20 protein-coding genes are annotated in these 25,071 nt (G+C 42.9%); 8 read left to right on the top strand and 12 right to left on the bottom strand.

Features of this window, described 5'->3' with window-relative positions:
* Window positions 1-13: 13 nt before the first annotated feature.
* A complete protein-coding gene (locus tag CDG79_RS14050) occupies window positions 14-1,087 on the bottom strand; it encodes a 2-aminoethylphosphonate aminotransferase (RefSeq protein ID WP_094342662.1) in 1,074 nt (357 codons plus the stop codon).
* A 242-nt stretch (window positions 1,088-1,329) separates the two neighbouring features.
* On the opposite strand from CDG79_RS14050, the gene CDG79_RS14045 reads away from it, so the two are divergent.
* The 3 genes from CDG79_RS14045 to CDG79_RS14035 all read left to right on the top strand — a co-directional run bounded on the left by CDG79_RS14045 (window position 1,330) and on the right by CDG79_RS14035 (window position 7,823).
* The gene (locus CDG79_RS14045; protein ID WP_094342661.1) at window positions 1,330-2,685 is read left to right on the top strand and encodes an AAA family ATPase; all 1,356 of its coding nucleotides are present in this window, start codon (window positions 1,330-1,332) and stop codon (window positions 2,683-2,685) included.
* Window positions 2,686-2,821: 136 nt separating this feature from the next.
* Entirely contained in the window at window positions 2,822-7,018 is a 4,197-nt protein-coding gene (locus CDG79_RS14040) for a WD40 repeat domain-containing protein (protein WP_223278144.1), read from the top strand.
* Between the two features lie 190 nt (window positions 7,019-7,208).
* A complete protein-coding gene (locus tag CDG79_RS14035; protein ID WP_094342660.1) occupies window positions 7,209-7,823 on the top strand; it encodes a hypothetical protein in 615 nt (204 codons plus the stop codon).
* Between the two features lie 301 nt (window positions 7,824-8,124).
* Here the strand turns inward: CDG79_RS14035 and aepY are convergent, their stop codons facing one another.
* The 4 genes from aepY to CDG79_RS14020 are packed head-to-tail and all read right to left on the bottom strand — an operon-like array spanning window position 8,125 to window position 11,935.
* Window positions 8,125-9,288: a phosphonopyruvate decarboxylase gene (gene aepY, locus CDG79_RS14030; protein ID WP_094342659.1), complete on the bottom strand. Its 1,164-nt coding sequence runs from the start codon at window positions 9,286-9,288 to the stop codon at window positions 8,125-8,127.
* Window positions 9,289-9,310: 22 nt separating this feature from the next.
* A complete protein-coding gene (locus CDG79_RS42355) occupies window positions 9,311-9,463 on the bottom strand; it encodes a hypothetical protein (RefSeq protein WP_189524992.1) in 153 nt (50 codons plus the stop codon).
* 18 nt (window positions 9,464-9,481) lie between these two features.
* Window positions 9,482-11,137 (bottom strand): phosphoenolpyruvate mutase, encoded by a 1,656-nt coding sequence (aepX, locus tag CDG79_RS14025; RefSeq protein ID WP_094342658.1) that lies wholly within the window; start codon window positions 11,135-11,137, stop codon window positions 9,482-9,484.
* 42 nt (window positions 11,138-11,179) lie between these two features.
* Window positions 11,180-11,935 (bottom strand): phosphocholine cytidylyltransferase family protein, encoded by a 756-nt coding sequence (locus CDG79_RS14020; protein WP_094342657.1) that lies wholly within the window; start codon window positions 11,933-11,935, stop codon window positions 11,180-11,182.
* Between the two features lie 107 nt (window positions 11,936-12,042).
* Between CDG79_RS14020 and CDG79_RS14015 the strand changes: the two genes are divergently transcribed.
* Window positions 12,043-12,387 (top strand): hypothetical protein, encoded by a 345-nt coding sequence (locus CDG79_RS14015; RefSeq protein ID WP_094342656.1) that lies wholly within the window; start codon window positions 12,043-12,045, stop codon window positions 12,385-12,387.
* Between the two features lie 20 nt (window positions 12,388-12,407).
* On the opposite strand, the gene CDG79_RS14010 is transcribed toward CDG79_RS14015, so the two are convergent.
* From CDG79_RS14010 to hpnJ, 5 genes are all read right to left on the bottom strand, one after another.
* Complete coding sequence (locus CDG79_RS14010) at window positions 12,408-13,121, bottom strand: 2OG-Fe(II) oxygenase (RefSeq protein WP_094342655.1); 714 nt, start codon at window positions 13,119-13,121, stop codon at window positions 12,408-12,410.
* 127 nt (window positions 13,122-13,248) lie between these two features.
* Window positions 13,249-13,854: a CDP-alcohol phosphatidyltransferase family protein gene (locus tag CDG79_RS14005; RefSeq protein ID WP_094342654.1), complete on the bottom strand. Its 606-nt coding sequence runs from the start codon at window positions 13,852-13,854 to the stop codon at window positions 13,249-13,251.
* A 412-nt stretch (window positions 13,855-14,266) separates the two neighbouring features.
* Window positions 14,267-15,469 carry a bacteriohopanetetrol glucosamine biosynthesis glycosyltransferase HpnI gene (hpnI, locus tag CDG79_RS14000; RefSeq protein WP_094342679.1) on the bottom strand — a complete coding sequence of 401 codons (1,203 nt, stop codon included), beginning with the start codon at window positions 15,467-15,469 and terminating at the stop codon, window positions 14,267-14,269.
* 131 nt (window positions 15,470-15,600) lie between these two features.
* Window positions 15,601-16,476 (bottom strand): hopanoid biosynthesis-associated protein HpnK, encoded by an 876-nt coding sequence (hpnK, locus tag CDG79_RS13995; protein WP_094342653.1) that lies wholly within the window; start codon window positions 16,474-16,476, stop codon window positions 15,601-15,603.
* Between the two features lie 127 nt (window positions 16,477-16,603).
* Window positions 16,604-18,058, bottom strand: a complete 1,455-nt coding sequence (gene hpnJ / locus CDG79_RS13990) for a hopanoid biosynthesis associated radical SAM protein HpnJ (protein ID WP_094342652.1) — start codon at window positions 18,056-18,058, stop codon at window positions 16,604-16,606.
* A 547-nt stretch (window positions 18,059-18,605) separates the two neighbouring features.
* Between hpnJ and CDG79_RS13985 the strand changes: the two genes are divergently transcribed.
* From CDG79_RS13985 to CDG79_RS13975, 3 genes are all read left to right on the top strand, one after another.
* Window positions 18,606-18,797: a CbtB-domain containing protein gene (locus CDG79_RS13985; protein ID WP_094342678.1), complete on the top strand. Its 192-nt coding sequence runs from the start codon at window positions 18,606-18,608 to the stop codon at window positions 18,795-18,797.
* A gap of 38 nt (window positions 18,798-18,835) precedes the next feature.
* Window positions 18,836-20,047, top strand: a complete 1,212-nt coding sequence (locus CDG79_RS13980; protein ID WP_094342651.1) for a hypothetical protein — start codon at window positions 18,836-18,838, stop codon at window positions 20,045-20,047.
* A 158-nt stretch (window positions 20,048-20,205) separates the two neighbouring features.
* Complete coding sequence (locus CDG79_RS13975; RefSeq protein ID WP_094342650.1) at window positions 20,206-20,640, top strand: DUF1636 family protein; 435 nt, start codon at window positions 20,206-20,208, stop codon at window positions 20,638-20,640.
* A gap of 210 nt (window positions 20,641-20,850) precedes the next feature.
* On the opposite strand, the gene CDG79_RS13970 is transcribed toward CDG79_RS13975, so the two are convergent.
* Window positions 20,851-22,506, bottom strand: coding sequence for a B12-binding domain-containing radical SAM protein (locus CDG79_RS13970; protein ID WP_094342649.1), 1,656 nt, complete (start codon window positions 22,504-22,506; stop codon window positions 20,851-20,853).
* A 161-nt stretch (window positions 22,507-22,667) separates the two neighbouring features.
* Here CDG79_RS13970 and CDG79_RS13965 point away from each other — a divergent pair, with 161 nt between their 5' ends.
* Complete coding sequence (locus CDG79_RS13965; protein WP_094342648.1) at window positions 22,668-24,287, top strand: cyclic peptide export ABC transporter; 1,620 nt, start codon at window positions 22,668-22,670, stop codon at window positions 24,285-24,287.
* Window positions 24,288-24,518: 231 nt separating this feature from the next.
* Here CDG79_RS13965 and CDG79_RS13960 read toward each other — a convergent pair whose 3' ends face one another.
* Complete coding sequence (locus CDG79_RS13960; RefSeq protein WP_094342647.1) at window positions 24,519-24,977, bottom strand: TOBE domain-containing protein; 459 nt, start codon at window positions 24,975-24,977, stop codon at window positions 24,519-24,521.
* Window positions 24,978-25,071 lie beyond the last annotated feature (94 nt).

Genomic DNA, 25,071 nt, shown 5'->3' with positions numbered 1-25,071 from the left:
CCTTCTGTGAATATTACGAATTACGAATAATTTGTTTAACAACAACAATAAAACGTTCCATGTCAGCTTGGGTAATAGCTCCCATTGTTGATACTCGGAAGATAGATTGAGCTAAATTTCCCTGTCCAGAATAAATGATATAGTTTTGTTGCTTGAGTTGGTCGTGAAATTTCTCATAGCTGAAACCATCGGGTAAGTAATAGGCATTCAAGACAACGGATGAACTGCCAAGAGGAAGTAGAGGTTTAATTCCCATTGAGGCTAATCCGTCTCTGACTAGGCTGGCAAGTTGGTTGTAATGGCTGTGTCTGGCACGCCAACCCCCTGCTTCGGTCATTTCTTGCAAAGCTTCTGTTAAGGCATAAAATGTCTGTACTGATTGCGTAAAAGGTGTACCGCCTCGGTCTTGCTGCTGGCAATAGGTTCCTAAATCTAAATATAAAGTGCGGGGAATTGTGTCTACTGGTAGTGCATCCCGTTGCAGGATGACAAAGGACACTCCAGGAACCCCATGCAAACATTTATTGGCTGTTGCAGCGCAAGCAGTAATTCCCCAATCGGCAAAATTTAGTTCCTCTGCACCAAAGCTGCTGACACCATCTACTAATATTTTGATCTGGCGTTCTTGACAAATGGGTGCAAGTTCTAGCAAATTATTGAGGCGACCGGTAGTAGTTTCGTGATGAACGACAGCCAGGTGGGTGATGTCAGTGTTTTCATCTAAAAGCTTGACTAAAGCGTTGATATCTATTTCGGCATCCCAAGGATGGGAAAGTGTGATGTAATTAATGCCGTGGATTTTGGCGATTTTGGATAGTCGTTCGCCATATACACCGTTTTCAATGACTAGTAATTTCCCGTCTGTGGGTACTAAACTGCTAATCATCGCTTCCATCGCGGCAGTACCAGAACCAGTTAGGAGAACTGCTGCCCAGCCGCTTCCAAGACCATAAACTTGAAGTAATTGTTCGCGGATTCTGCTCTGAAGTTGGGAAAATTCTACTTCCCGATGACACAAATCGGGATGTAATAGGGCATTTCTGACGCGATCGCTTAAATTGACGGGGCCGGGATTTAGTAAAATCATTTTGTTATTTGTTAGGGAACTCCAAAAAATAAATTATTCAATTTGTCTACTCAACTAGACTTCTTTCTTCCTTGTCTCCCTTGTCTTCCTTGTCCCCCTTGTCCCTCTCCGACGGAATATTTTTTTACTTGGAAATCCCTTATTGGTCATTTGTCATTGGGCATTTGGCATTAATAAATTAAAAGTTTGTATTTTGAACAAGAATATCTAGGACAATACGAGATAATTGCACTACCAGCGTTATGTCCATAGATTTACGGGAATTTTATCAGGCTACCGACCCCAGCAGAACTCTGTTTGTTAACAATAGCTCTGATGGCAAGTATTATATAGATTTTTCTTCAGTTCGAGGTGGTGATATTCTGGGCAAGCTGAAGCAGAAAATTACTTTTTTTAAGCCCAATGAACCCACTTGCACTTTATTTACTGGGCATATTGGTTGTGGAAAATCGACGGAACTATTACGGTTACAGGCAGAACTGGAAAAATTAGGCTTCCAAGTGGTCTATTTTGAGTCCAGTGACGACCTGGAAATGACTGATGTTGATATTGCTGATGTGCTACTAGCGATCGCTCGACGGGTAAGTCAAAGTTTGGATAAAATTACTCTGGAGTCACCTAACAAGTTTAACGAGTTGCTCCAAGGTGCTTGGAAGGTCTTAAACTCCGAGGTGACGGGGGTAAAAGTTAAGGTTCCCAATGTCGGCGATTTTGGTGTAACTTCTGAAAAAGAAAAGCTTTCTCTATCTGTGGGCATTGGTGAAATCACCGCAAAGATGAAAAATGACCCCACGCTGCGAGAAAAACTCAATCAGTATTTAGCACCGCAGAAAACTAAACTGCTAGAAGCAATTAATCAAGAATTATTGGAACCTGCGATCGCTAAACTCAAACAGCAGGGTAAAAATGGTCTGGTGGTAATTGTCGATAATCTTGACCGCATAGATAATCGTGTCAAACCTTGGGGTCGTCCGCAGCAAGAATATCTATTTGTCGATCAAGGTGAGTTTTTGACTAAGCTTAATTGTCATCTCATCTACACCATGCCCTTATCTTTGAAGTTTTCCAACGATTACGGAATGCTGACTCAGCGTTTCCCAGAAGATCCCAAGGTGTTACCAATGGTTCCTGTACAAAAGACTGATGGCAGTGTTCATTTACAGGGAATGGCACTGATGCAGCAGATGGTACTAGCAAGAGCTTTTCCTGAGTTGACACCAGAGGAGCGTTTAAATAAAGTTACCGAGATTTTTGATAGTGCGGCTAGCCTAGAACGGTTATGTAAAATCAGCGGTGGTCATGTGCGGGACGTGCTGAGGCTGTTGAATACCTGGATTATGGAAGAAATGAGTCTTCCCTTAACCCGTGACACCTTAGAGCAAGTTATTCGTTCTCGGCGGAATGAAATAATGTTGCCGATTTCTGATGATGAGTGGCAATTGTTACGTCATGTCAAGGAAAGAAAAAAGGTGAGTGATGACCAAGGATATCAAAAACTGATCCGCAGTCGGTTTGTTTTTGAATATCGGGATGGTGGCGAGTCTTGGTTTGATGTTAATCCCGTCTTGGCTGAAGCCAGAGAGTTGAACGTTCCTTAACAGTAGGGTGTGTTACGGCTTCCGTAACGCACCATCTCTAGTACACAACCGACATCTTCCGTAACGCAGCATCTCAGGTTTTCGGTGCGTTACGCTTCGCGGTAACACACCCTACACGCACACTGTACATAAGTTTATGATTCCAGAACAACCATCAGAAGATGAGCATGTAAACAGCGATGTCTACGACGGGCTACACCTACGCTCTCTGAAACAATTAGCTTGGGCGATTGAATCTTCCGTGGGACAGTTTAAGCTGATTTTGGCACGGTGTAATTATGCTAGCTTGCGCGATCGCTTAATCTCCAGATTGCGAGAAATTTGTCAAGTCGAAATTCGTGTCTTGGCGGTGCAGCAATCTCGCAAAACTCTTTATACTGCGATTCAGGAAGAATTCACCGAAGAGATACCAGCCTGTGTAATGGTTGTGGGTTTGGAATCAGTGCAGAATTTATCTGTGATGTTAACTTCTGCGAATCAGGTGCGGGAAGAGTTTCGCAAGAATTTTGCTTTTCCTTTAGTGTTGTGGATTGACGATGAAATCTATAAGCAACTAATACAGCTTGCGCCAGATTTGGAAAGTTGGGCAACTACGAGAAATTTTGAGATATCAACACAAGAATTAGTAGATTTTGTTACTGAAACGGCTAATTCTTGGTTTAATAATAACTTAAAATTTAGCGTAGATGTATATATCAAGCTGGAAAATGAGTTAGAAGCAGCGCAAAGATATTTACTCAATAAGCCAGATGTTTATAATTTAGAAATTCAAGCTAATTTAGAATCTTTATTAGGTTTTCTCAAACAGATAAATAATCAAAAAGATTTGGCTTTAGAATATTATCACAAAGCTGATAAGCTCTGGCAGCAAAGTAATGATTTAGAACGTCAGATAAAAATCCTCGGTGAAATCGGTTTTTGTTATTATCTCAAAGCTTTTAAACATCAAGATATTAATCATCCCGATTGGCAAGCGACTTGGCATTATCTTCAAGAATATATAAATTTTATTAGCCGGTTGAGAAGTCCAGATTTAATTGCTAATGCAGTAGTTAAATTCGGTGATATCTTGCGAGACTTGCAAAAGTGGGAAATTTTGCAGAGTCTTGCAGAACAAGCTTTAGTAGTACATCAAACTAATAACCAGCTAAGGGAATTAGCCAAAGATTACGGTTTTTTAGCTGAGGTGGCTTTGGCTAAAAGAAACTGGGTTGAAGCAAATCAGCTTGTTCAGCAAGCTTTGAAAGTTTTTGCTGCAATTCCCAGTGTGGAATCAGCGAGTATATCAGGGGTTGTATCGGAGATTTCCGCAAGAGATTTTAAATCAAAAGATTTGAGTTTATATCAGTTTATTTTAGGTCGTTCTCAATACCATTTGGGTCAAATTCAACAGGCAAATCTCAGCTTAGAAACTGCTAGGGATGTGGGTAATCCCCTAGAAGATGTCAGGCTTTACTTGGATATTCTGAGATTTTTGCAGCAGATTTATTTTGAACAGAAAGAATATCTCAAAGCATACAAAATCAAACAGCGACGGCGTTCTATTGAACAGCAATTTGGTTTGCGGGCTTTTATTGGTGCGGGTAGGTTAGAAGCTACAAAGCAGGCGCTTGTAGAGACATTGCGCTTAAACTCTCCCCAAGGAAACATTGCCCCAGAAATTGCTGCATCTGGTCGCCTATTGGATGTAGAACGTTTGATTGAACGCATGGGTCGCCCTGATTATAAATTGATAGTAATTCATGGGCAATCGGGTGTTGGCAAAAGTTCCCTAGTGAATGCGGGACTGATACCAGCTTTAAAGAATAAAGCGATCGGTGTTCAAGATTATATGCCGGTAGTAATGCGGGTTTACACCAACTGGGTAGAAGAATTAGGCAGGCTTTTGGGAAAAAGTGAGGAGTGGGGAATTTGTAGAGACGCGATTCATCGCGTCTTTCCTGAATGGCGAGAGTCAGAACTCGGAACTTCAGCCTCAGAACTCGGAACTTCGACCTCAGAACTCGGAACTTCAGCCTCAGAACTCGGAACTTCGACCTCAGAACTCGGAACTTCGACTTCAGAACTCGGAACTTCGACTTCAGAACTCGGAACTTCGACCTCAGAACTCGGAACTTCGACCTCAGAACTCGGAACTTCGACTTCAGAACTCGGAGGTTCGACCTCAGAACTCGGAACTTCGACCTTTGATATTCAAAATACCCACTCCTTACTTCTTTCTTCTTCTTCACGCCCTAGTGCAGACGCGATGAATCGCGTCTCTACAAAGTTTCTAATCACTCAACTACGGGAAAACGAACAGCGCAATCTCCGCACAGTGCTAATTTTCGATCAATTTGAAGAATTTTTCTTTGTTTACACCGAACCTGCACAAAGGAAGCAATTCTTTGAGTTTTTGGGAGAGTGTCTGAATGTTCTATCGGTGAAGGTTATCTTATCGCTGCGGGTGGATTACATTCATTACTTGCTCGAGTGCAATGATTTGCCCAGTCTCAAGATTATTGGCAATGACATTCTCAGTAATAATGTGCTTTACAAGTTGGGGAACTTCTCACCTGCGGATACGAAGTCAATTATTCAGCGTTTAACTGCAAATACTAGTTTTCACTTAGAGGATGCTTTAGTTGAACAACTGGTGCAAGATTTAGCCGGGGAATTGGGCGAAGTTCGTCCCATTGAGTTGCAGGTTGTGGGGGCGCAACTGCAAACGGAGAATATTACAACTCTGGCAGAATATCGGCAGCGTGGTACTAAAGACGAATTGGTTAAGCGTTATTTGGATGAAGTTGTTAATGATTGCGGCGTTGAGAATCAGCAAGCAGCAGACATATTACTGTATTTGCTGACGGATGAAAAAGGAACTCGCCCGTTAAAGACTCACGCTGAGTTGGAACGCGATTTGTTCGCGTATTTCTCGGAGATCCCCCCAACCCCCCTTAAAAAGGGGGGCTTAATTTCTTCTACCCCCTTTTTAACAAGGTTTGGGCGTTTAATTCCCCTACCTCAACCAATAGTATCTTTTGCAGTGGGGTTCAAATCTCCATTCCAAAACTTAATTACGAATTACGTTAGCGTAGCGGGGCGTAGCCCATTACGAATTACGAATTATTTAGAGGCGGGGGGATCAGAAGGTAGGGCGGAACAAGCTTCTGAAATCAGTAAATTAGATTTAGTGTTAGAGATTTTTGTCCAATCTGGCTTAGTGGTTTTGTTACCAGAAAACCCCGCCGACCGTTATCAACTGGTACACGACTACATCGCCACCTTTATCCGCCAGCAACAAGAACCGAAGTTAAAGCAGGTGATGGCGGAACTGGAAAAAGAACGAGAACAAAGAAAACTGAGTGACGCAAAACTCAATGGTTTTCTCAAACGCGCCCTTTTTGGTTCAGTTTCAGCCGGATTAGTCTTAGCTGGCCTCACATTTACAGCCTGGGATGCAGCACAAAGGGCAGAACAGGAAAGAAAACAAGCTGAAATCAGTGAAATTTACGCCCTTGCTAACTCTTCAGCTAGCTTTTCTGCCTCTGGGCAAATCTGGGATGCACTGACAGAAGGCTTAAAAGCGAATGGAAAACTGAAAAATGCCGGGAAGGTGGCAATAGATACCCAGATGCGGGTTGTGGGAAGTTTGCAGAAAGCTGTGTACTTACAACCAGAGAACAAATTCCAAGAACTGAATACATTAGAAGGGCATAGCAGTGCGGTCTTAAGCGTGGTGTTCAGCCCCGATGGGCAAAGGCTGGCTTCTGCAAGTCGTGACAAGACGATCAAACTCTGGGATGTCGCCACAGGCAAAGCTGTGCAAACCCTGACTGGGCATAGCAGTCGGGTCAATAGCGTGGTGTTCAGCCCCGATGGGCAAAGGCTGGCTTCTGCAAGTGGTGACAAGACGATCAAACTCTGGGATGTCGCCACAGGCAAAGCTGTGCAAACCCTGACTGGGCATAGCAGTTTGGTCAATAGCGTGGTGTTCAGCCCCGATGGGCAAAGGCTGGCTTCTGCAAGTGATGACAAGACGATAATTATATGGAATTTAGATTTAAATAAGTTAGTCAAAGATGGTTGTGGCTTGCTCAACAATTATCTGGTTGTCCATCCTGAAGTGCTGCAAGAACTAACGGAATGCCAAACTCCATCTCGGCTGGTGCAAGCCGCTACAGTATTAGTCATCCAAGGTGATAAGTTAGCGCGAGTTCATGATATTGACGGCGCTGTTGAAAAGTTCCGCCAAGCGCAGCAGTGGGATAATAAATTAAAGTTTGATTCCCAGGCGAGGGCGAAAGAGTTGGCGAATCAAGCCAAGGTGCGATCGCAGTCAAACTCACCTTAAAAGGGCGGTTAGAATATCTACGTGGGTTGGGTTGAGGAACGAAACCCAACAAACCCGCGAAAAAGTTGGGTTTCGCAAAGCCTCAAGCCAACCTACGATTTTCTTGACTGCGATCGCTCCCATTCAATAGGGCTAAGATTGAGTTGTATCAATATGGAATAGACAAAATAGATAATCACAAGGCAAAAGGATGGCATACAGCGATTTTAGTCTCGCTAAGGTGAAAAAGAGTTTTGACTTAACACTCGATGAAACTCGGAATTTGTTTGCTGATACAAAACCTGTTACACCATCAGAAACTCTTAGAACGATTTTAATAGATTACATTCCTTTAGCAACTGCGATCGCCACCGAAAAAGCTAGGTCAGAGTTTTTAATTGCCCCAATTCTCGCAGAAGTCAGACGATTATTAAATAATAAAATATCACTGTTCTCTGGAAATGAATTTAATGTTGATTCAACTCAAGGCTTGCAAGGTTTTTGCGATTACATCATCAGCAATTCCCAAGAGCAATTATTTATTTCTGCTCCAGTGATGTTTATTTTTGAAGCGAAAAAAGAAGATATTATCGGCGGTCTTGGTCAATGTGTAGCGGCAATGATTGCGGCGCAGTTGTTCAATCAAACCCAAGGTAATGAAGTCGGGCGAATTTATGGCTCGGTTACTAGTGGAACTAACTGGAAATTTTTATTTTTAGAAGAGACGACTGTTTATATAGATTTGACTGAGTACTATATTAAAGAAGTTGATAAAATCTTGGGTATTTTATTGCAACCTTTTCAACCTGTTTTAACTGCTGTTTGAATATATGGATGCAATACAGTTTGACCTCACTTCCATTCCTCTCCCCTAAGAGGCTACGGTTACACACAAGTCGAATTACCCCCCTTAATCCCCCCTTTCCAAGGGGGGAAACAAGAGATTCTTGTTCCCTCCCCTTTATAAGGGGAGGGTTAGGGTGGGGTAATTCAAGGACTGGTAGTGATTCAGATAACTTGTGTGTACACCGTAGCCCCTAAAAGGAGAGAGGCTTAGAATCTTACTCCCCAACGCTAGTAGGGAAGGGGCTGGGAGTTAGGTCTGTATTTCATGCAATTGAGATCCGCTATAGCTCAGAACCAATATGTTTCATGAAGCGTTGCAAAACTGCTTCTGGGGTGAGGTTGGGACGGGGTAGCTTTTCTAAAGTCCCTGGACGGATTTTTAAATGAGCAAATTTAGGTCTAGTGTTAGTATCTGTGGTAAATAAAGCATCTAAAAGCGCTGGATCGTCTCCGGCGAATGTAAGGCCATAACCGCACGCTTCGGCAATTTTGGCAAAGGAGATACCCGCAGAGACAGTGGCTTGTGCGCCTGTGGAATCGTGGACTTCATTATCTAAGAGAATATGGATCAAATTAGCACCGCCATAAGTGCCAATAGTCGCAAAATTACCCATTCGCATTAATGCTGCTCCATCGCCATCAATCACTACTACCTTCAAGTCTGGACGGGCTAAGGATAGTCCCAATGCCATTGAGGAAGCGCATCCCATCGACCCAACCATGTAAAGATGATTGGCACTATCTTTACTAGCGAAGAGTTCGCGCCCCGTGTATCCAGTGGTGGCAATTATTACAGTGTTTTCTGCATCAATGAGTTCCACAATCCGAGCTAATGCTTCGCTGCGGGAAATGCGTTGTTCTTGACGATCGCGAAAAAAGCTTTGGTAAATACGAGTGCTATTACTATCTTTTGGTTCGGGGATAGAAGAACGGGTGAGTGCATGGGGGGCGATCGCTCCTTTACGCATAATTAGAGCATAAGGGCGGCGCTCTTGTTGCATGTAAGCTGTGGCTCTTTGGAGAACTGGCTCTATTTCTGCTGCATCTGTAGGAAAAAATTCCCAAGGTACAGTCATTGTTTCCAGCAATTTATCTGTGATTTGCCCCATTAATTGATGTTGTGGTTCATCTTGTAAGTTGCGATCGCCCCGCAGGGTACAAATCAGCAGCAGTGGAATCCGAAATATATAAGTTAGGGAAGTTAGCGGGTTAATTGCATTCCCCAAACCAGAGTTTTGCATCATCACTACGGCTGGTTTACCCGCAATTGCGGCTCCAGCTGCGATCGCTACAGCATCTCCCTCATTGGCTGCGGAAATATATCTAAGTTGAACGTCATTGATGACGTAGTTAATAAAAGGCGTGAGAAAAGAACAGGGTACGCCAGTGTACCACCCAAAGCCAATATTACGCGCAGCTTCTACAAATTCCTCTGCCTGAATCATAATTAAAAATTTACAGCAATTTTCAGGTATTTAAACGATTGAGATGGGGATTAGGAAGTTGAGAGTGGGGATAAAAAATTATTACTTCGACTTCAGAAAGCAAAACTTGCGCTTCAGAACTCAAAACTTTAACCTCAAAGCTTCGCCGATGAACCTCAGAGTTCAAAATTTCCACCTCCTCACTCCCCACTCCCTATTGTTTCAATTGAAAAGCAAGGTCAAGATCGTCTAAAGAATTAACATCTAACCAGTTACCACGAATATAAAGCACCTTAATAGGTTTGCCTTGCTCGATTAAATAATTGCATAATTCCGGCAAACCCAAACTGTTGAATTCCGGTCGTTTTTGCAATTCATTGAGTGCTTCACTCAGCCACTCTCTACCTTGACTCCGCAGGCGCAGCATCCCAATCCAGCGGCCGCTAGAGTTTCCTAATTGCGTTTGTGTCGTTTTAGAAATATCCAACAAGTTGACATCCTGTCCAAACAGAGAAAGATCGTCTGGAATTGAGCAATAAGCGTAGTCAGGTGAACCGCTAACAGACTTGCTGTTCGCCACAGAATCAACTACAGCCACAATTTCTCCGGGACATTCTAATAAATCACGCAAGATGTAGCTTCTAAATAGTAAATCGCCGTAAAGCACCAGCATTTCTTCGCTGAAGCTACTTTGAGCGCAAGCTAAGGATGCTAATTCTCCCGTTGTTTCATAATCTGGGTTGCGGATGACTTTAGTCCCCGGAACATTGATAGTTTCTGCTTTGTAACCTGCGACCACTGTAATATCGTTGATGGCAAGTTTCTTAAATTTGTCCACCAACAACCTGAGTAGAGGTTTACCTCCAAGGGGTAGCATGACTTTTGGTTTATCTTGCGTCAATCCTGCTAATTCTTGGCCTCTGCTAGCAGCCAAAACGATCGCTTGGATATCATGTCGTCCGTTGTTGAAGTAGCGCTTTTCAGCTTCTAACAGTTCATCCGCACCCTGTAGCCGGAAAATTTCTTTTACAGGCGCAATATCATCTTCAATGTTGATTAAAGTTTCACTAGCTTTTACTTCGCGTGCGATCGCTTGCATACTAGCAACAGCAGATCGAATCAGATGGTTTGCCCAGATGACCAAATTAACTTCAGCTTTGCGAAAAACATCAGTAGGCGTGCTGTAATATTTAGTCGGTATAATCACTAACGGCGAACGACCCGCCCATTCTTTAGCAAAGGCTAGCACTTGATCGGGGCGCGATGATTTACTGTGAATTAAAATAGCGGTTGCTCCAGCGGCGTGGTAAGCTTCGGCTCGGCGTAATGCCTCTGAGAGATCCCAACCGGCAATCAAAGCTTCGAGTCGGGCGACGATGCAAAAATCTGGGTCTGTCTGACTATCCTTACCTGCTTTAATTTTGCCGCAGAATTCATCAATATCAGCCAAAGGTTGGCGACTACCGTTAATAAAGCTGTTGGTTTTGGGAAAAAGTTTATCTTCAATACAAACTCCAGCAATACCTCGCTGTTCTAACTTCTTGACTAAGCGACGCATGTTGTTAAAGTTGCCATAACCTGTATCTCCGTCTAGCAAGATGGGGATGTTGGTGACATCAGACATGAACTCAAGCATTTCCACAATTTGAGTCCAACTGGCTTCATTATTATCTCGAACGCCATATTGAGCCGAAAGGGCTAATCCACTCGCCCAAATTCCTTTAAATCCAGCCTCTTCCACAATCCGGGCGCTAATCCCATTGTGAGCTTCCATAATGAAGTCGAGTTGAGGCGATTCTAGTAATAGCCGCAATTGGGCACACTTATTTAAGTTTGCAGTGGTATCTGTGGGTGCAAATATTTGATGCATCTATTCTGCTTTTTTCAACCTATATATATGATGAAGATATTTTTAGAGATTTTCTACAACTTCTATCTGAGGTAAAATCTCATTTTGGGCGCGTTGAATATCCTGGGGAAAATCAATTTCGAGCCAAGGTAATCCAGTGATGTCTTCGTAACCAAATGTTTCTGGAGTTTCTAACAATAGATCCCGAATTACTTCTTCATAAGGTTCATTATCGCGTCCGTCTGCAACATATTGTTCTGTGCGAGTCGCAAGACGTTGAGCAACAGCACTTCCAAAACGAAAGAATCCCACTGACTCGCCTGCAAAATCGTAAGTCAAACCAGGAGCTACTTGTTTGCGAAACTCCACTAGATAATTATCTCTCACACAAAGCTTCACGGGTTCATCTCCCGGTTCAAAATCTCGATCCAGCAAGAAGCAGTTAGGGACATTTGTCTTTACTAGTCGTTCGACGATGCGGCGATCGCACAACACATCTGCATCCATTAATAATATGTCATCACCAGCAGCTAGATGCTGACGTACAGTCCAAAGGCTAATTACACTACCTTTGGTATAATCAGCATTATAAACAGTACTGACCCACTTTTCGGCTCCCAGTGCTTTGATTTCATCCTGAATTCTTTGTGCTTGATAACCCACAGCAATCACTACTTCATCAATCTGGTAATGACGGAGATGGTTCAAATGGCGCTCTAATAGAGATTTGCCGTTAAAATTCAGTAAGCATTTGGGTTGGATTTGCCCGTCTTTACCTAAGCGTCGTCCAACGCCAGCAGCTAATATAATTGCCTTCATCGTCAAGTCACCAACAAAGCTAAAACACCAGGAAATCTATAAATTTTCCCAGTATTTTATAATGACTGTTTTTTGCTCAAGACAATATTTGTTAATTAATTCTTAACATGGAAGAAACAGTAACTCTGTATCGCCCCACTGGGCCAAAAGAGCTAGAACTAGTTAAACAAAGCGATTACACCAAATGGCCGGCGAGATTACCTGAACAGCCAATTTTCTACCCAGTTACAAACAAGCAGTATGCCCAGGAAATTGCGACTAAATGGAATATTCGGGACAGTGGCGTGGGTTATGTTACACGATTTGAGGTTAAGAAAGTTTTCATGGATAAGTATGAAGTTCATCAAGTTGGGGCTTCATATCATACAGAATGGTGGATTCCAGCCGAAGAACTAGAAGAGTTAAACAGCAATATTGTGGGTAAAATCGAGGTGATTGGAGAATACAAGTAGAAGGCTGGGTACTAGTTACCTTAACTGCGAAACACTTGGCGAAAACCAAAATAAGCGATCGCATCTTTCATATTCGAGACAAAACGTTTTAACATACCCATACGGGTGTCGGTGACGTACTCCAAAGTCAAGACAATGCGCTGTTCGTTGTTACCCAAAGGCGTAACTCGATGGTAAAGTTTATCACCATTGAATAATACTAAAGTACCAGGGCTTAGGGAGAGCGATCGCGTTTGTGTCTCCCGTTCTGCAATATCTTTGTAGAGTTGATATTCCAGCTTACTGGATGAATTATCAACTAACCCAAGCAACACTGTATAGCGTTTCCCGTGATAGTAAGAGGTATCGTAATGATACTGAATGTGGTCTCCAGGCTCAGTGTAATAGTACAGCGCGTAAGTATGGGGATCGGTATCAGGACAGGGAAGGAGTTTTTCTACCGTAATTTTGTTCAGGAACTCAAAAAAGGCACTGAGTTGATAAAACTCTCTAAAAATCGGAGCGAGGCTGTCTAAACTATAGCGGCTGATACTACCGCCCTTTTTATAATTGGGAATATAGTTGCGGTTGATAGCAGGTTGCAAAGATGGCAACAGGGTTAGAAACTGCTTGATGATGGAGTTAGGGAGAAAGTTCTCAACCACCAACAATTCATTCTGTGCTTGAAACTCAGCTTGAAGTTTTTGGTAATCAACAACTGCTATAGCTTTATCAATTTCAGTTTGAAGCTCCATTGATAGTTTGATACTAGTACAGGATTGCAAAAATCAACATTCATTGAATTTTAGTTCAAGGCAGGGAAAAGTTCATCGAACTCACCTTATTTTGTGCCCAATTCCCAATTCCCAATTCCCAATTCCCTTAATTTGCTTCAGACTGTGGGAGTGCAAAAAATTGCCAAATTACCCATAAAGCAAAGGTTGGTGCCCCAATTGTAGCTGCTATTAGTAACGGCTCTAGTCCATCTAGTAAGGTAACTATGGGAAACAAATACAGCACATCTTCGATGTCAAACCCGGCGAAATTTGGTTGACGACTGGCGTTTTTACCTAAACGCTGTTCCATTTGGTTTCGCAAATGAAAGATGCAAGCAACAGACACGCCAGATACTATCCCCATCACCAACGCCCACCAACCAAGTTTTCCCTCCCTAATACCATATCCAATACACACAAACAATAGAATATGGATGATGGCATCACTAACAAGGTCATATTGATGTCCCCATTTGCTGCTTTTCCCACTCAAACGAGCTAATTCACCGTCTGTATGATCGAGAAAGTTAGATAAAGCAAATAGCCATGCCCCAATGTTAACCCAAATGGTATTACCAACTGCGAGGGCGATCGCAGCCGCCAACCCTGTCAAAAGTCGCACTGTAGTAAGATGATTGGGGTTTACCCAACTGTCTTTTAGAGGTTTAACTAGCCAGTAAGCAAGTTGAGCATCCCAAGGCTTTGCGATCATAGATAAACTTGAATTTGATCTGGTCTTTGAATATATATAGCGGTTCTCGTTTGGATGCAACACGCGCTAGGGCAGCACTGCTATCATACGTGTCAACTTAAGCCGAAAACTATATCAGACAGGCGTTTTGCAAATCCCTCGCGCCCTCATCCCCTAACCCCTTCTCCCAAAGGAGAAGGGGAATTGAATGTCTAGCTCCCCTCTCTCTTGGGAGAGGGGCTGGGGGTGAGGGCAAAACGTTTTCACCAAGCGGGTTTAGCTATGCGCCCCTATTAGTCAAAACCTTAGGGATTTCCAAGTAAAAAAATATTCCGTCGCAGAGGGACAAGGGGGACAAGGAAGACAAGGGAGACAAGGAAGAAAGAAGTCTAGTTGAGTAGACAAATTGAATAATTTATTTTTTGGAGTTCCCTTAATTGATAATTGATAATTCATAACTTTTGTCTTCTTGTACTAATAGCTTTCCATCTTTAGTTAGCTTCAGTTGTTGTCCTCGCCACTCTATAGTGTTGCCAATCAAGCCAAAACACCAAATAGCAAAGCTGAACAAGTCGCATACAGGAACAAGCCACAGAAACTTTTTGACTATTGGATCTTTCAAACTGATAGTACCAACAACCCAAGCCATCACCAATCTTGTTATCCAACAGATAGATAATCCTAGCCATCCTAATATTGAACCATCCGTGGCAATTAACAGCAACAAGCTACTGACTACACCATAGGTAAAAATGAGTCCTACATAACCCCAAGGACGAGATACTCGTTTACCACGCGCCCAACGAATCTGCCGTCTGATGGCATCAACTAAATTGTTGCTTATCTGTACGTGTTCAACGATGTAGTCGGAAAGCACAACCTTGTAACCTGCTTGCACAGGTAGATAGCCAAGTTGGAAATCATCTGCCAGATAATCAGCGATCGCTTCAAATCCACCGATCGCTTCTAGTACTTTTTTCGGGATGGCAATGGTGGAACCAAAGGCAAATTTTATACCATTTTCTTTGATATTGCTGACTAAAACCCCTGCATGAAATTCTGTAGTAGTAGCAATAGCTTCTAATATCGATATCCATCCTTGAGCTAAGGTTCGATACATACAGGTAACTACACCCACACTTTCGTCTTGAAATGGCTGGATAACTCTTTGCAAGTAGTCTCTTCCAACTCGAATGTCACTATCAGCAAGGACGAGAATTTCGTATTTCGCTTTGGTTGCAGCATTGGCTAAGTTGCTAACTTTCAAGTTTGTACCAATGACGCGATCGCTTACTATTAACGAAATATCCAATTCTGAGAAATTGTAGATAATTTTCTCTACAACCTCTATGCAAGGGTCTTCAGAGTTTTGCACAGCAAAGATGATTTGATATTTTGGATAGTCCTGCTGACAAAATGAGGCGAGATTTTCGTAAGCATTGCTATCAAGCCCACAAATGGGTTTGAGGATACTAACAGGTGGATGAAACTCTAGATCGATTGGCTGGGGATCGGCAAAAAAAGTTATTGCTGCATAAATTGCATAGCAATAAAACAAAACAGATAATATGCACAAAGTTATCAGAAAATTAATAAAAATCAGGTGAAGATTTGTTAAGACAGTAGATGCAAACATAGCCATTGATTACCAGGCAATTAATATTAGTATTTTCTAGATTCACTGCCGAGAAGTTTAAGATTTTTATATGTACGTTAAATGTAATTTGGATGACAAAGCTATTACTTTTGAATTATGGAAAATCAAATTTAGGTAATACGTTGGGATAGGAAATAATGGTTGGTAATTTCAAAGCCGTTATTAAGGAGCGCTTCGCGGACTCGATCGCTTAACAATGCAGCCAGTTCTGCTTCGCCTGTGCCTAGTTCTCCATTTGCGTTGGCGAAGCCCCCCGCAGGCATCGCTGGATGAGAGTAAATCTCTACCAAGTTTGCCTGGATTTGGGGTATCAACCCAAGTAAATATTCCTCTGTAATGCCACCAGTTTGCAATAAGCCGTAAACTCTTTGAGTAAAGCTAATACCTTGAGACTCTAGCAGCTTCTCACCATAGCGGCGTAGTCTGCCAAATACTGCTGACCAAACTAGCTTTGTCAGTAGATTATTACGATTAACTCTCAAGGTAATCTCTAGTTCCTCACTGGGAAGACGAATTACTTTAATATCAAATTCTGGTGCCAAGTCAACTAAAATACGCAAGACTACCGGATGTACATGCAAATGCAAATGTCCATCAACATGAGAGAGAGGCAAACCAGTAGAACGGTATTTTTCTAGCTGGGCGCGAATTTCTTGCCGCAGTTCTTGACGGGTTTCCCTAACAAATTGATAGCGCAATCCAGCGTTTAATGGACTGTTGGAAAAGTTACCTTCTTTGTCAACTAAATGGGGAATCTGCTCTGGCCGTAAGACAGACTTTCCACATACCAACACAAGATGTAGACCAACAGCCAGATTTGGGTGGGCACTTGCTAAGGTGACAGCCTCTTTTGCAGCATCAGCGCTCACCATCAGGCTGGTACTAGTTAGCACTCCTTGTTTGTGTGCTTTGATAATTGCTTGATTAACTCCTTCAGAGAAACCAAAGTCATCACCATTAATGATGGCGAATCGCTGTGCTTGCATAAGTTTTATATTTTTAAGACAGAATTAATTACACAGTGTCATTGCGATCGCAATCACTGTAAATATTTTTGTTCATTTACTTATTTAGCTGGGTTCCTGTCACTTCCTCCATAAAAATAACCAACAACTAACCAACAACTACTGATTCTGCTTTTGCAGTTGCTTGAGTGCGACGGTCTTTTAAGTAAGAGAAAAATTCTCGCCCTTCACGCAAGCGGCGTACTAACATTTGGGGATCGGTAAGCATTTCACCAACAATTGGGATAATCGCTTTGGGACGGAAGTAGAACTTCCGATACATTTTCTCAACTGCATCCTCAATCTCAGCACTGGATAGATTTGGATATTGCAGTGTAGACATTTGAATTCCTGAACTAGCAACTAAAGAACTGTTGCTAAACCAATTATTTTCTTGTGCTTGACGATAAAGTTCTGTTCCGGGATAGGGAGCGGCGATGGAAACCTGAATTGTATGAGGACTAATATCGCAAGCAAACCGGACTGTTTCTTCTATTGTTTGTGGGGTTTCGTCGGGTAAACCAATGATAAATGTGCCATGTACGGTGATGCCAAGTTTATGACAATTTTCCATAAACTTCCGCGCGACTTCTAGCTTGATTCCTTTTTTAATCCCGTCTAGAATTTGCTGATTGCCAGATTCAAATCCGACTAAGAGTAGACGTAAGCCATTATCGCGTAGTTGTTTGAGGGTGTCATAGTCGAGATTGGCGCGGGCGTTGCAACTCCAAGTCAGTTTGAGTCGCCGCAGATGTTCGCTAATTGCGATCGCTCGATGTTTGTCAATCGTAAAGGTGTCGTCATCAAACATATATTCTCGCACCTTGTCGCCGAAGATCGCTTTGGCTTCTTCCATCTCCCGCCCAACTGCTTCAGGGCTTTTAGTGCGGTATAAGTGTCCGCCAATTGTTTGCGGCCAAAGGCAGAAGGTACATTTTGCCGGACAGCCCCGCCCAGTGTAAAAGGAAATATATGGATGCAGTAAGTAGCCAATAAAGTATTTGGTAATATCCAAATCGCGGTGATAAACCGGCAACACACTGGGCATAGAATCCCAATCGTGAATCAAAGGGCGGTCTTCATTATGACGGATATTACCCTGGCGATCGCGGTAGCTTAGACCTGTGATTTCTTCCCAAGATTTCCCTTCGGCGATTTCTTTGCAGGTATAGTCGAATTCGTGGCGACACACAAAGTCAACGATCGGGTTTTCAATCAGCGTCTGTTCTGGTAATACTGCTACGTGCGCTCCAATCAAACCAATCTGGACATTAGGGTTTTGAGCCTTGATTGTCTCGGCGCACTTCACATCATTAGGCAGCGAAGGCGTGCTGGTGTGCATGATAATTAGCTCGTAATCTTGAGCAATTTCAATGACATCTTCTACTGTTTGACCGTGTGGGGGTGCATCTATAAGCTTGCTACCAGGCACAAGGGCTGCGGGTTGCGCCAGCCATGTAGGATACCAGAAAGAAGTAATCTCACGCTTGGCTTGATATCGGGAACCGGCTCCACCATCAAAACCATCGAAGGAAGGAGGGCTGAGAAACAAAGTTTTTTTCACAGGTATATTTCCTTATATGTAGTTCGGCGGTTCTATAGGAATCCGGTTTGATTTNCTGAAAAGATACGTAGGGTGTTATCGCGGAGAGTACGGCACGAAACCCTTGATAGTGGTGCGTTACGAACTTCGTTCTAACACACCCTACATACCTAATTTTGTTCAAAAATCAAATAGGAGTCCTATACTTAACACTTTTTTAGGATAAAACCTAAAAAGTAGCATAGCCGATCCCAGTCCTAAATTTTTTTGCTAATCCCTAATTGGCTTGTCTAGGGAATTCTTTCTGAGTGCAGTTGTCTAGTTAGTCACACTTTTGACATAAGATTGCAATACGTCTGTCATTTAGATAGGTTTTACTAAACCTTACGTCGATGTCAATATAAGTAATTTTCATGAATGACAACGAAATAGCTGGCTCAGTATGCTAAGACGGCTCATATAGAGTCTTATTCATCTGTTTTCAGTCATTTACCGTTCACTGCTGACTTTAGAAGTCAGAATGCCTACCGAATCAACCATTAATATCGTTTTATCTGCGAGGTACAAAATGACAGTTCAATCTTCTAATTCGATTCAGCAACAAGTCACCACTCAAGTGCTATCAGTGCCTGTACAATCTGCGCTCTATATTGCACTGTGTTCTTTGACTTTGTGGACAATTTATTTCACTACATACCCCGCTATCCATGACACGACTCATACTCTGCGTCACCACACCCTGATGGTGAGTTGCCATTAGTTCATTGAGTCAATGATTAGCAGGAGTGAAGAAATCAAATGACTTTATTTAAGTGGTCTAAGCCGATTGGTGCGATTTGCGCGATCGCAATTATCCTGTATGGTTGGATCGGACTTGCCCAATCCCCTCAACCATCGGTGCGGCTAACAACTAATCCACCGATTAATCAGGTTCGACCCCTTGAGGCTGAAGCCACTACAGTGTTGGGTTCGGGACACTACAATCCGCCAGTGCATCTGATGCTGCAAGCCTTCGATGCTCAAGGGCAATCTTTAAAGGATGCCAAAATCCACTTGCAATTGTTCACCCCTCTTAAAAACCCTTGGTTCACAACAGATTTTCCCATCGTCGAGGGGACAAAGTTGCTGGATATTGAGGGCAATGCACCAACAGGTCAGTTGCAGGTTCAACAAACCCTGCCGATCCGGGGAACGTATCAACTCCTGGTAGCAGTTACTCCGCTCGTTGCCAATGCCTTTGAGCCGATTCAGCAAACGCTGACGCTGACGCTGCCGGAAAATCCCTTAAAGTTCCGCTACTTTGCCATTCTGGTTGTGATTTTACTGGCAGTTGGGCTACTAGGAGGTTGGGTGATTGGGGGCAGACAAGCGATTCAACCGGGAGAAATTGCCCCGCAACAGGTGCGATTGTTGTTGAGTGGATTGATTGTAGTAGCGATCGCTGCACTCCTCTGGGTCAATATCAGCGCTGAACTTGCCGAATCGCACATGTCGATGCCAGGTATGGGAGAAGAAGTTCCGTCCTCTGGTAAGCCCGCTAAATTGCAGTCTCAAGGACTTTATATGCAATTATCGGGTGACAAAAGTGCAACGGTGGGTCAACCCGCCAAATTGCAGGTCAGCGTCAGCGATCCTAAAACCAGCCAACCTGTAACAGATGTGGTGTTGAAGGTAACAACCACCCAACTCGAAAATAATTGGGTGGCGTTTGCTTATGAGGGGACTCCAGATAGCAACGGAAAATTGGCGTGGGAGCAGGAATTCTTTGACGGTGCCCCCCATAGCGTTGTTATCGAGGTTGCGCCGCAAGCAAAGGCAAAAGAGCAATTTCAGCCATTCCAAGTTGCAGAGAATATTCCAGTTGAAGGTGTCGCTCCGCCGATGGCTGTCCGGTTGATTTCGCTGACTTATTTCACCGGAATTGTGGTAATTGGTTTGCTGCTGGGACTCTGGCTGCGACACAGGCAGACTCCGCGTACCGGGTTGACTTGGAAGCGTAGTGTTTCCTAAGTCAGTATCGACCATTCGGTTGGTAAATACATTTGCTCTGAGTTTCTTCACCAATGACCAAACAGGCTGATTGCCTAATAATTCATGTCGGATACATTGAGTGTTCGACATGAATTTTTATAGACACAGGATGAGAAATTGAACCCTGCAATTTATCTATGAATCATCAACACATTATATTTGTCTGTACGAGATGTGGAAGTAGTCATCAGGCAAAACCGGATGTTGCGAAAAGCGATGGTGAACGGCTGCTAGAGAAATTACAAACCCTATATCATGACTGGGTATTGCAAGATGAGTTCTCGATTCAACCCGTTGAATGTATGGGTGTTTGCGATCGGGCTTGTGCAATTGCTTTCGTCTCTCCTAACAAACACACCTACTTATTCGGCGATCTGCCTGCTGATGCTGAACGTGTAGAGAAGACAGCAACTGCCATACTTGACTGTGCTAGTCAATATCACGCCAAGCCAGATGGTTTGCTCGCCTACGCCTTGCGCCCGGAACTGCTCAGAGCCGGAGCGATCGCCCGGATTCCACCTCTGCCGCCGTGTCAAGTCGCTTCTCTACGAGACGCTGCGCGAACGCTCTAATTAAAAATTAAAAATTATTAATTAAAAATTGCAAGACGCTCGCTCTAAGCGATGCCATGCCGTTGGCATTCGCGTAGCGTCTCTGAAAGAGAAGCCTCTCGAAGAGAAGACTTTACGCTACGCTATCAGTGGGCGCTTGTACCCCAAATTAATTAAAAATTATTATTCTTCTCAATTTTTAACTTTTAATTTTTAATTAAAAAAAGGTCATTAGCTACGGACTTTGGTGAGGATTTTTTGGGAATAAAACGAAGCTGATTCTTCGTTTTTGGCGCAATCTTGGGCAAATTTAATCAAATGATGTCCGACAAGTCCAACGTGAATCAAGTTTTCAATATTACCTGCTTTTAGTGCTGGCTTCGCCATTTTCCAGAAAGTTTGACGATAGTTACTAAATATGCCTACCCGCAGCAAAATATTACTTAAATAAGTTAAACCTTTGCGAATATTAGCTCCAGAAACGCGAGACGGGCTGTTAGGAATTTTGATGCGGTTTGGATAGGTGTGTTCCATGTTGTAGGCGAACCGCTCATATAAAAATTCCGGCTCATAAGCAGTTGTGATACAACGCCGCCACATCTCAATAACTTGCTCGTAGGGCATTAAAAACTCAACATTTGATTCGCGGTTTTCATCAAAGAGAAGTCGTCCTTCTGCTTCTAACCGCCGCCATAAAGGAGTTCTTGGTAGTGCATGAAGTAGGTTAATTGTCAACATCGGAATTTGCGATGCTCGAATAAATTCGATAATTCGGTCTGCTGTTTGTGGTGTATCTGTATCTAACCCAATGATGATTCCTGATACTACTTCCATACCATAGCTATTCAAAACCTGAATTGCTTTTAAAATCGGCATACTCAGATTTTGGTCTTTGGAAATGGCATGGAGAGCATTTGGTTCAGGTGTTTCGATCCCGCAAAAGATTGTGCAAAAATAAGCTTCGCGCATCATCTCTAGCAGTTTGGGACTTTGAGCTAGGTTGAGTGTTGCTTCACAGGCAAACTGGATGGGGTAGCCATTGCGTTTTTGCCAGTCAATCAGATGAGGTAGTAACTTCATAGCGGCGCGGCGATCGCCAACAAAGTTATCATCGACAAAATACACTGCCCCCAAATTGCCAGATTGTCGCATTGCGTCTAACTCGGCGACTACTTGCTCTGGTGTTTTCATCCTGGGACTGTTGCCATAGAGTTCGGGAATATCACAAAACTCACAGTGATAAGGGCAACCACTGGAAAACTGGACATTTGCCAGAAAATAATCATTGATATTCAGCAAATGATAAGCTGGGGTGGGAAACTCTGTTAGGGGCAAACGTTCCTTGGTTTCAAAGCGGATTTGCGCTTGGGGACGTTCCAGATTTTGGTCTAGATACTCGATCGTGCGATCGCTTCCATCTCCTAATTCACCCAAATTTAAAATGTCAAATTCAGGATAATATTCTGGACACCCGGATACCGAAGGGCCACCGACAACTGTAATTTTCCCGGCTCGATGGGCAAGTTCGTTAATTTGATTAATCTGTGGTTTTTGGATATGCATTCCACTCACAATCACCACATCAGCCCATTGATAATCACCCCTCGTTGCTGATTTGACATTCTCATCAATAAACCGCACTTCCCATTCTTGAGGTAAGTAGGCAGCCACAATTAAAATACCTTGGGGTGGCATAAAAGCCCGAACTTTACCCATAAGTGGGTAAGCGTGATGAAAAGTACCAAAGGAGCGGCTGTACTTGGGAAAAATACACAGAATGCGTCGATGGTTTGAGGGAACGTAGCTGGTTCTCTTAGTGATGGGAGCGGTCTTTGAATCGGCCGCTATATAAGTTGGGTTCTCTAAAGACTTCAGATTTACAGTCATCGCAAATTTCACCCCAGAAGACTGAACAGCTAATTTGACAATCTATTGACGTAATCAGCTGTCATCCAAACTAGCTTACCGCGATCTTTCAGAAGTTTTTAACTGTAAGATATAAAATTTCTCCTAGAAAAGCGAACTGAATTAGTTTGCAAGCCACTGTCATGAATTTGATTTACTTTCTTTTGCGTTCTTCATGGGGAATGGTAGCGATCGCGATCGCCACCGGATTCCTGAGTGGCGGTAGTAGTGCTGGCTTAATTGCCTTAATTAGCCATACAGCAAGTAGCAGTTCCGCTTCCCGCTTCACATCCATCGCTTGGGGTTTTGTGGGGCTGGCGATCGTTGCACTGATTACCAGTATCATTTCTCAAGTGATGCTGATTCGTCTTTCTCAGAATGCCGTTTTGCAATTACGGATGCGTTTGAGTCGCCAGATTCTCACTTCTGAATTGAGTCATCTGGAACGCTTAGGGAATCCTCGATTATTGGCAACTCTCACAGAAGATATTCAGGCGGTTGCTAATGCTGTTTATCAGATGCCTTTCATTTTTATTAATTTAGCGATCGTCCTGGGCTGCATAGCGTACATAACTTGGCTTTCTTGGTTAGTACTGGTGATGGTTTGTGGGATTTCAGTAGTAGCGATCGCTAGTTGTCAGTGGCTACTCAACAGAGGTGGGAAATTGCTGGCCTTAGCTCGTGAAGATGAGGATCATCTGTTTAAACATTTTCGCACTATTACCGAAGGAGTCAAGGAACTCAAACTAAATTACAGGCGACGTGAAGACTTTTTAGCAGAAAAACTGCAATCAACTGCTAACGAGTTTCGTCATCACAATGTTAACGGCCTGACCCTTTTTGCCATAACATCAAGCTGGGGTCAACTCATATTCTTTTTTGCCCTCGGTTTTGTCCTATTCGTGTTGCCGAATCTGCTTACCATCAATTCTGAAACTCTTTCTGGTTACATTTTGACTTTCACTTACTTGGTGTTACCAATGGATAACATCATCAGCAAACTTCCCCTATTAAGCAAAGCCAGTATTGCCTTGCAAAAAATCGAGTCATTGGGTTTATCTCTAGCTAGTCGAACTGAAATATCAACTGTTCCACCTGCTCTGAAAGATGATTGGCAAAGCTTAAAATTTAAAAGTGTTACCCACACTTACTACACAGTTCAAGAAGACAATAGCTTTACCTTTGGCCCCATCGATTTGACACTCTCTCCTCAAGAATTAGTCTTTATTGTCGGCGGGAATGGTAGCGGTAAATCTACATTAGCTAAACTAATTACCGGACTCTATATCCCTGAAAATGGCGAAATTTGGTTTGATAATGAGTTAATTAGCGAACAGAACCAAGAATGGTATCGCCAGCATTTTTCCGTGGTGTTTTCCGACTTTTATTTATTTGAAGAACTTTTGGGATTAAAAAATGGCGACTTGGATATTCAAGCCAAAAAATATTTAAAACAACTGCAACTAGACCATAAAGTGAAAGTTGAAAATGGGCAACTTTCCACCACAGCACTTTCTCAAGGACAACGGAAACGGCTAGCTTTGCTTACAGCCTATTTGGAAGATCGACCAATTTATCTATTTGATGAGTGGGCAGCCGATCAAGATCCAGTATTCAAAGAAATATTTTACACTCAACTACTACCAGAACTGCGATCGCGGGGCAAAACAGTACTAGTGATTAGCCACGACGACCGCTATTTTCATTTAGCCAACCGAATTATTAAACTTGACTATGGAAAAATCGAGTCCGACAAAACTTAATCCAAGAGTATTAAAGTAAAGTTTAATGAAAAGGAGTCAGAAGTCAGAATTCAGGAGTCAGAATACCCCATGTCTGTTCGCGCAGCGTCTCCAAGAGTTGTCGAGGGCTGTCTTAGCATGATTCAGACGCTCACAGACTCGCTATCCACCAGTCGCACAGAATTCAATTCTGAATTCTGGCTCCTGACTCCTGAATTCTTCTTCGGTAAAATCACAAATCTTTTCCTACTCCTATTCTCTGGCAATAACTATATCGTTGGACTTAATAACGGCATAAGCCTCTTTCCCCTCAGACAAATCTAACTCTTCTACCGATACTCTGGTGATAATCGAAGTTAACTCAACTCTGTGAATAATCTCCAGTGTCACCTCACTATTAACTGCTCCTGTAACAACTCGTTTAACAACACCCTTCAGAATATTGCGGGAGCTAACTTTGAGTGATTTCTTTTGAGTACTAATTTCTATCTCAGGGTTTTGAGTACTAATTTTTATCTCCGGGTTTTGAGTGTAGATATGTTCCTCAGCTGGTAGGGAATTGGATGGTGAAGAGTGTTGATTAAGACCGCGTACTAATTCCCGCAGAATTTCGGTCTTGGTTCGCTGCGACTGGCCGCAAAACTCTTCTAAAATCTTTCGTTCCTCTTCTGAGGTTTGGAATGTGACCCAGCCTTGTTCTTTTTTAGGCATAATTTTACCGATATAGTTGGGAAAATCTTGGTATTATTGGTACGATTCTACCTAGCATCAATTTTAGAAAAAAACCTCTCAAGCACCTTATTCT

Source organism: Nostoc sp. 'Peltigera membranacea cyanobiont' 232, from assembly GCF_002245985.1.
Lineage (GTDB): Bacteria > Cyanobacteriota > Cyanobacteriia > Cyanobacteriales > Nostocaceae > Nostoc.
The sequence above is the reverse complement of the archived record's forward strand: the minus strand, read 5'-3'. Positions and strand labels throughout refer to the sequence as shown.

Excerpts from the sequence above, each read along its gene's own strand:
- CDG79_RS14050 (WP_094342662.1), bottom strand. The coding sequence starts at position 1,087 with ATGATTTTACTAAATCCCGGCCCCGTCAATTTAAGCGATCGCGTCAGA.
- CDG79_RS14045 (WP_094342661.1), top strand. The coding sequence starts at position 1,330 with ATGTCCATAGATTTACGGGAATTTTATCAGGCTACCGACCCCAGCAGA.
- CDG79_RS14040 (WP_223278144.1), top strand. The coding sequence starts at position 2,822 with ATGATTCCAGAACAACCATCAGAAGATGAGCATGTAAACAGCGATGTC.
- CDG79_RS14035 (WP_094342660.1), top strand. The coding sequence starts at position 7,209 with ATGGCATACAGCGATTTTAGTCTCGCTAAGGTGAAAAAGAGTTTTGAC.
- aepY (WP_094342659.1), bottom strand. The coding sequence starts at position 9,288 with ATGATTCAGGCAGAGGAATTTGTAGAAGCTGCGCGTAATATTGGCTTT.
- aepX (WP_094342658.1), bottom strand. The coding sequence starts at position 11,137 with ATGCATCAAATATTTGCACCCACAGATACCACTGCAAACTTAAATAAG.
- CDG79_RS14020 (WP_094342657.1), bottom strand. The coding sequence starts at position 11,935 with ATGAAGGCAATTATATTAGCTGCTGGCGTTGGACGACGCTTAGGTAAA.
- CDG79_RS14015 (WP_094342656.1), top strand. The coding sequence starts at position 12,043 with ATGGAAGAAACAGTAACTCTGTATCGCCCCACTGGGCCAAAAGAGCTA.
- CDG79_RS14010 (WP_094342655.1), bottom strand. The coding sequence starts at position 13,121 with ATGGAGCTTCAAACTGAAATTGATAAAGCTATAGCAGTTGTTGATTAC.
- CDG79_RS14005 (WP_094342654.1), bottom strand. The coding sequence starts at position 13,854 with ATGATCGCAAAGCCTTGGGATGCTCAACTTGCTTACTGGCTAGTTAAA.
- hpnI (WP_094342679.1), bottom strand. The coding sequence starts at position 15,469 with ATGTTTGCATCTACTGTCTTAACAAATCTTCACCTGATTTTTATTAAT.
- hpnK (WP_094342653.1), bottom strand. The coding sequence starts at position 16,476 with ATGCAAGCACAGCGATTCGCCATCATTAATGGTGATGACTTTGGTTTC.
- CDG79_RS13985 (WP_094342678.1), top strand. The coding sequence starts at position 18,606 with ATGACAGTTCAATCTTCTAATTCGATTCAGCAACAAGTCACCACTCAA.
- CDG79_RS13980 (WP_094342651.1), top strand. The coding sequence starts at position 18,836 with ATGACTTTATTTAAGTGGTCTAAGCCGATTGGTGCGATTTGCGCGATC.
- CDG79_RS13975 (WP_094342650.1), top strand. The coding sequence starts at position 20,206 with ATGAATCATCAACACATTATATTTGTCTGTACGAGATGTGGAAGTAGT.
- CDG79_RS13970 (WP_094342649.1), bottom strand. The coding sequence starts at position 22,506 with ATGACTGTAAATCTGAAGTCTTTAGAGAACCCAACTTATATAGCGGCC.
- CDG79_RS13965 (WP_094342648.1), top strand. The coding sequence starts at position 22,668 with ATGAATTTGATTTACTTTCTTTTGCGTTCTTCATGGGGAATGGTAGCG.
- CDG79_RS13960 (WP_094342647.1), bottom strand. The coding sequence starts at position 24,977 with ATGCCTAAAAAAGAACAAGGCTGGGTCACATTCCAAACCTCAGAAGAG.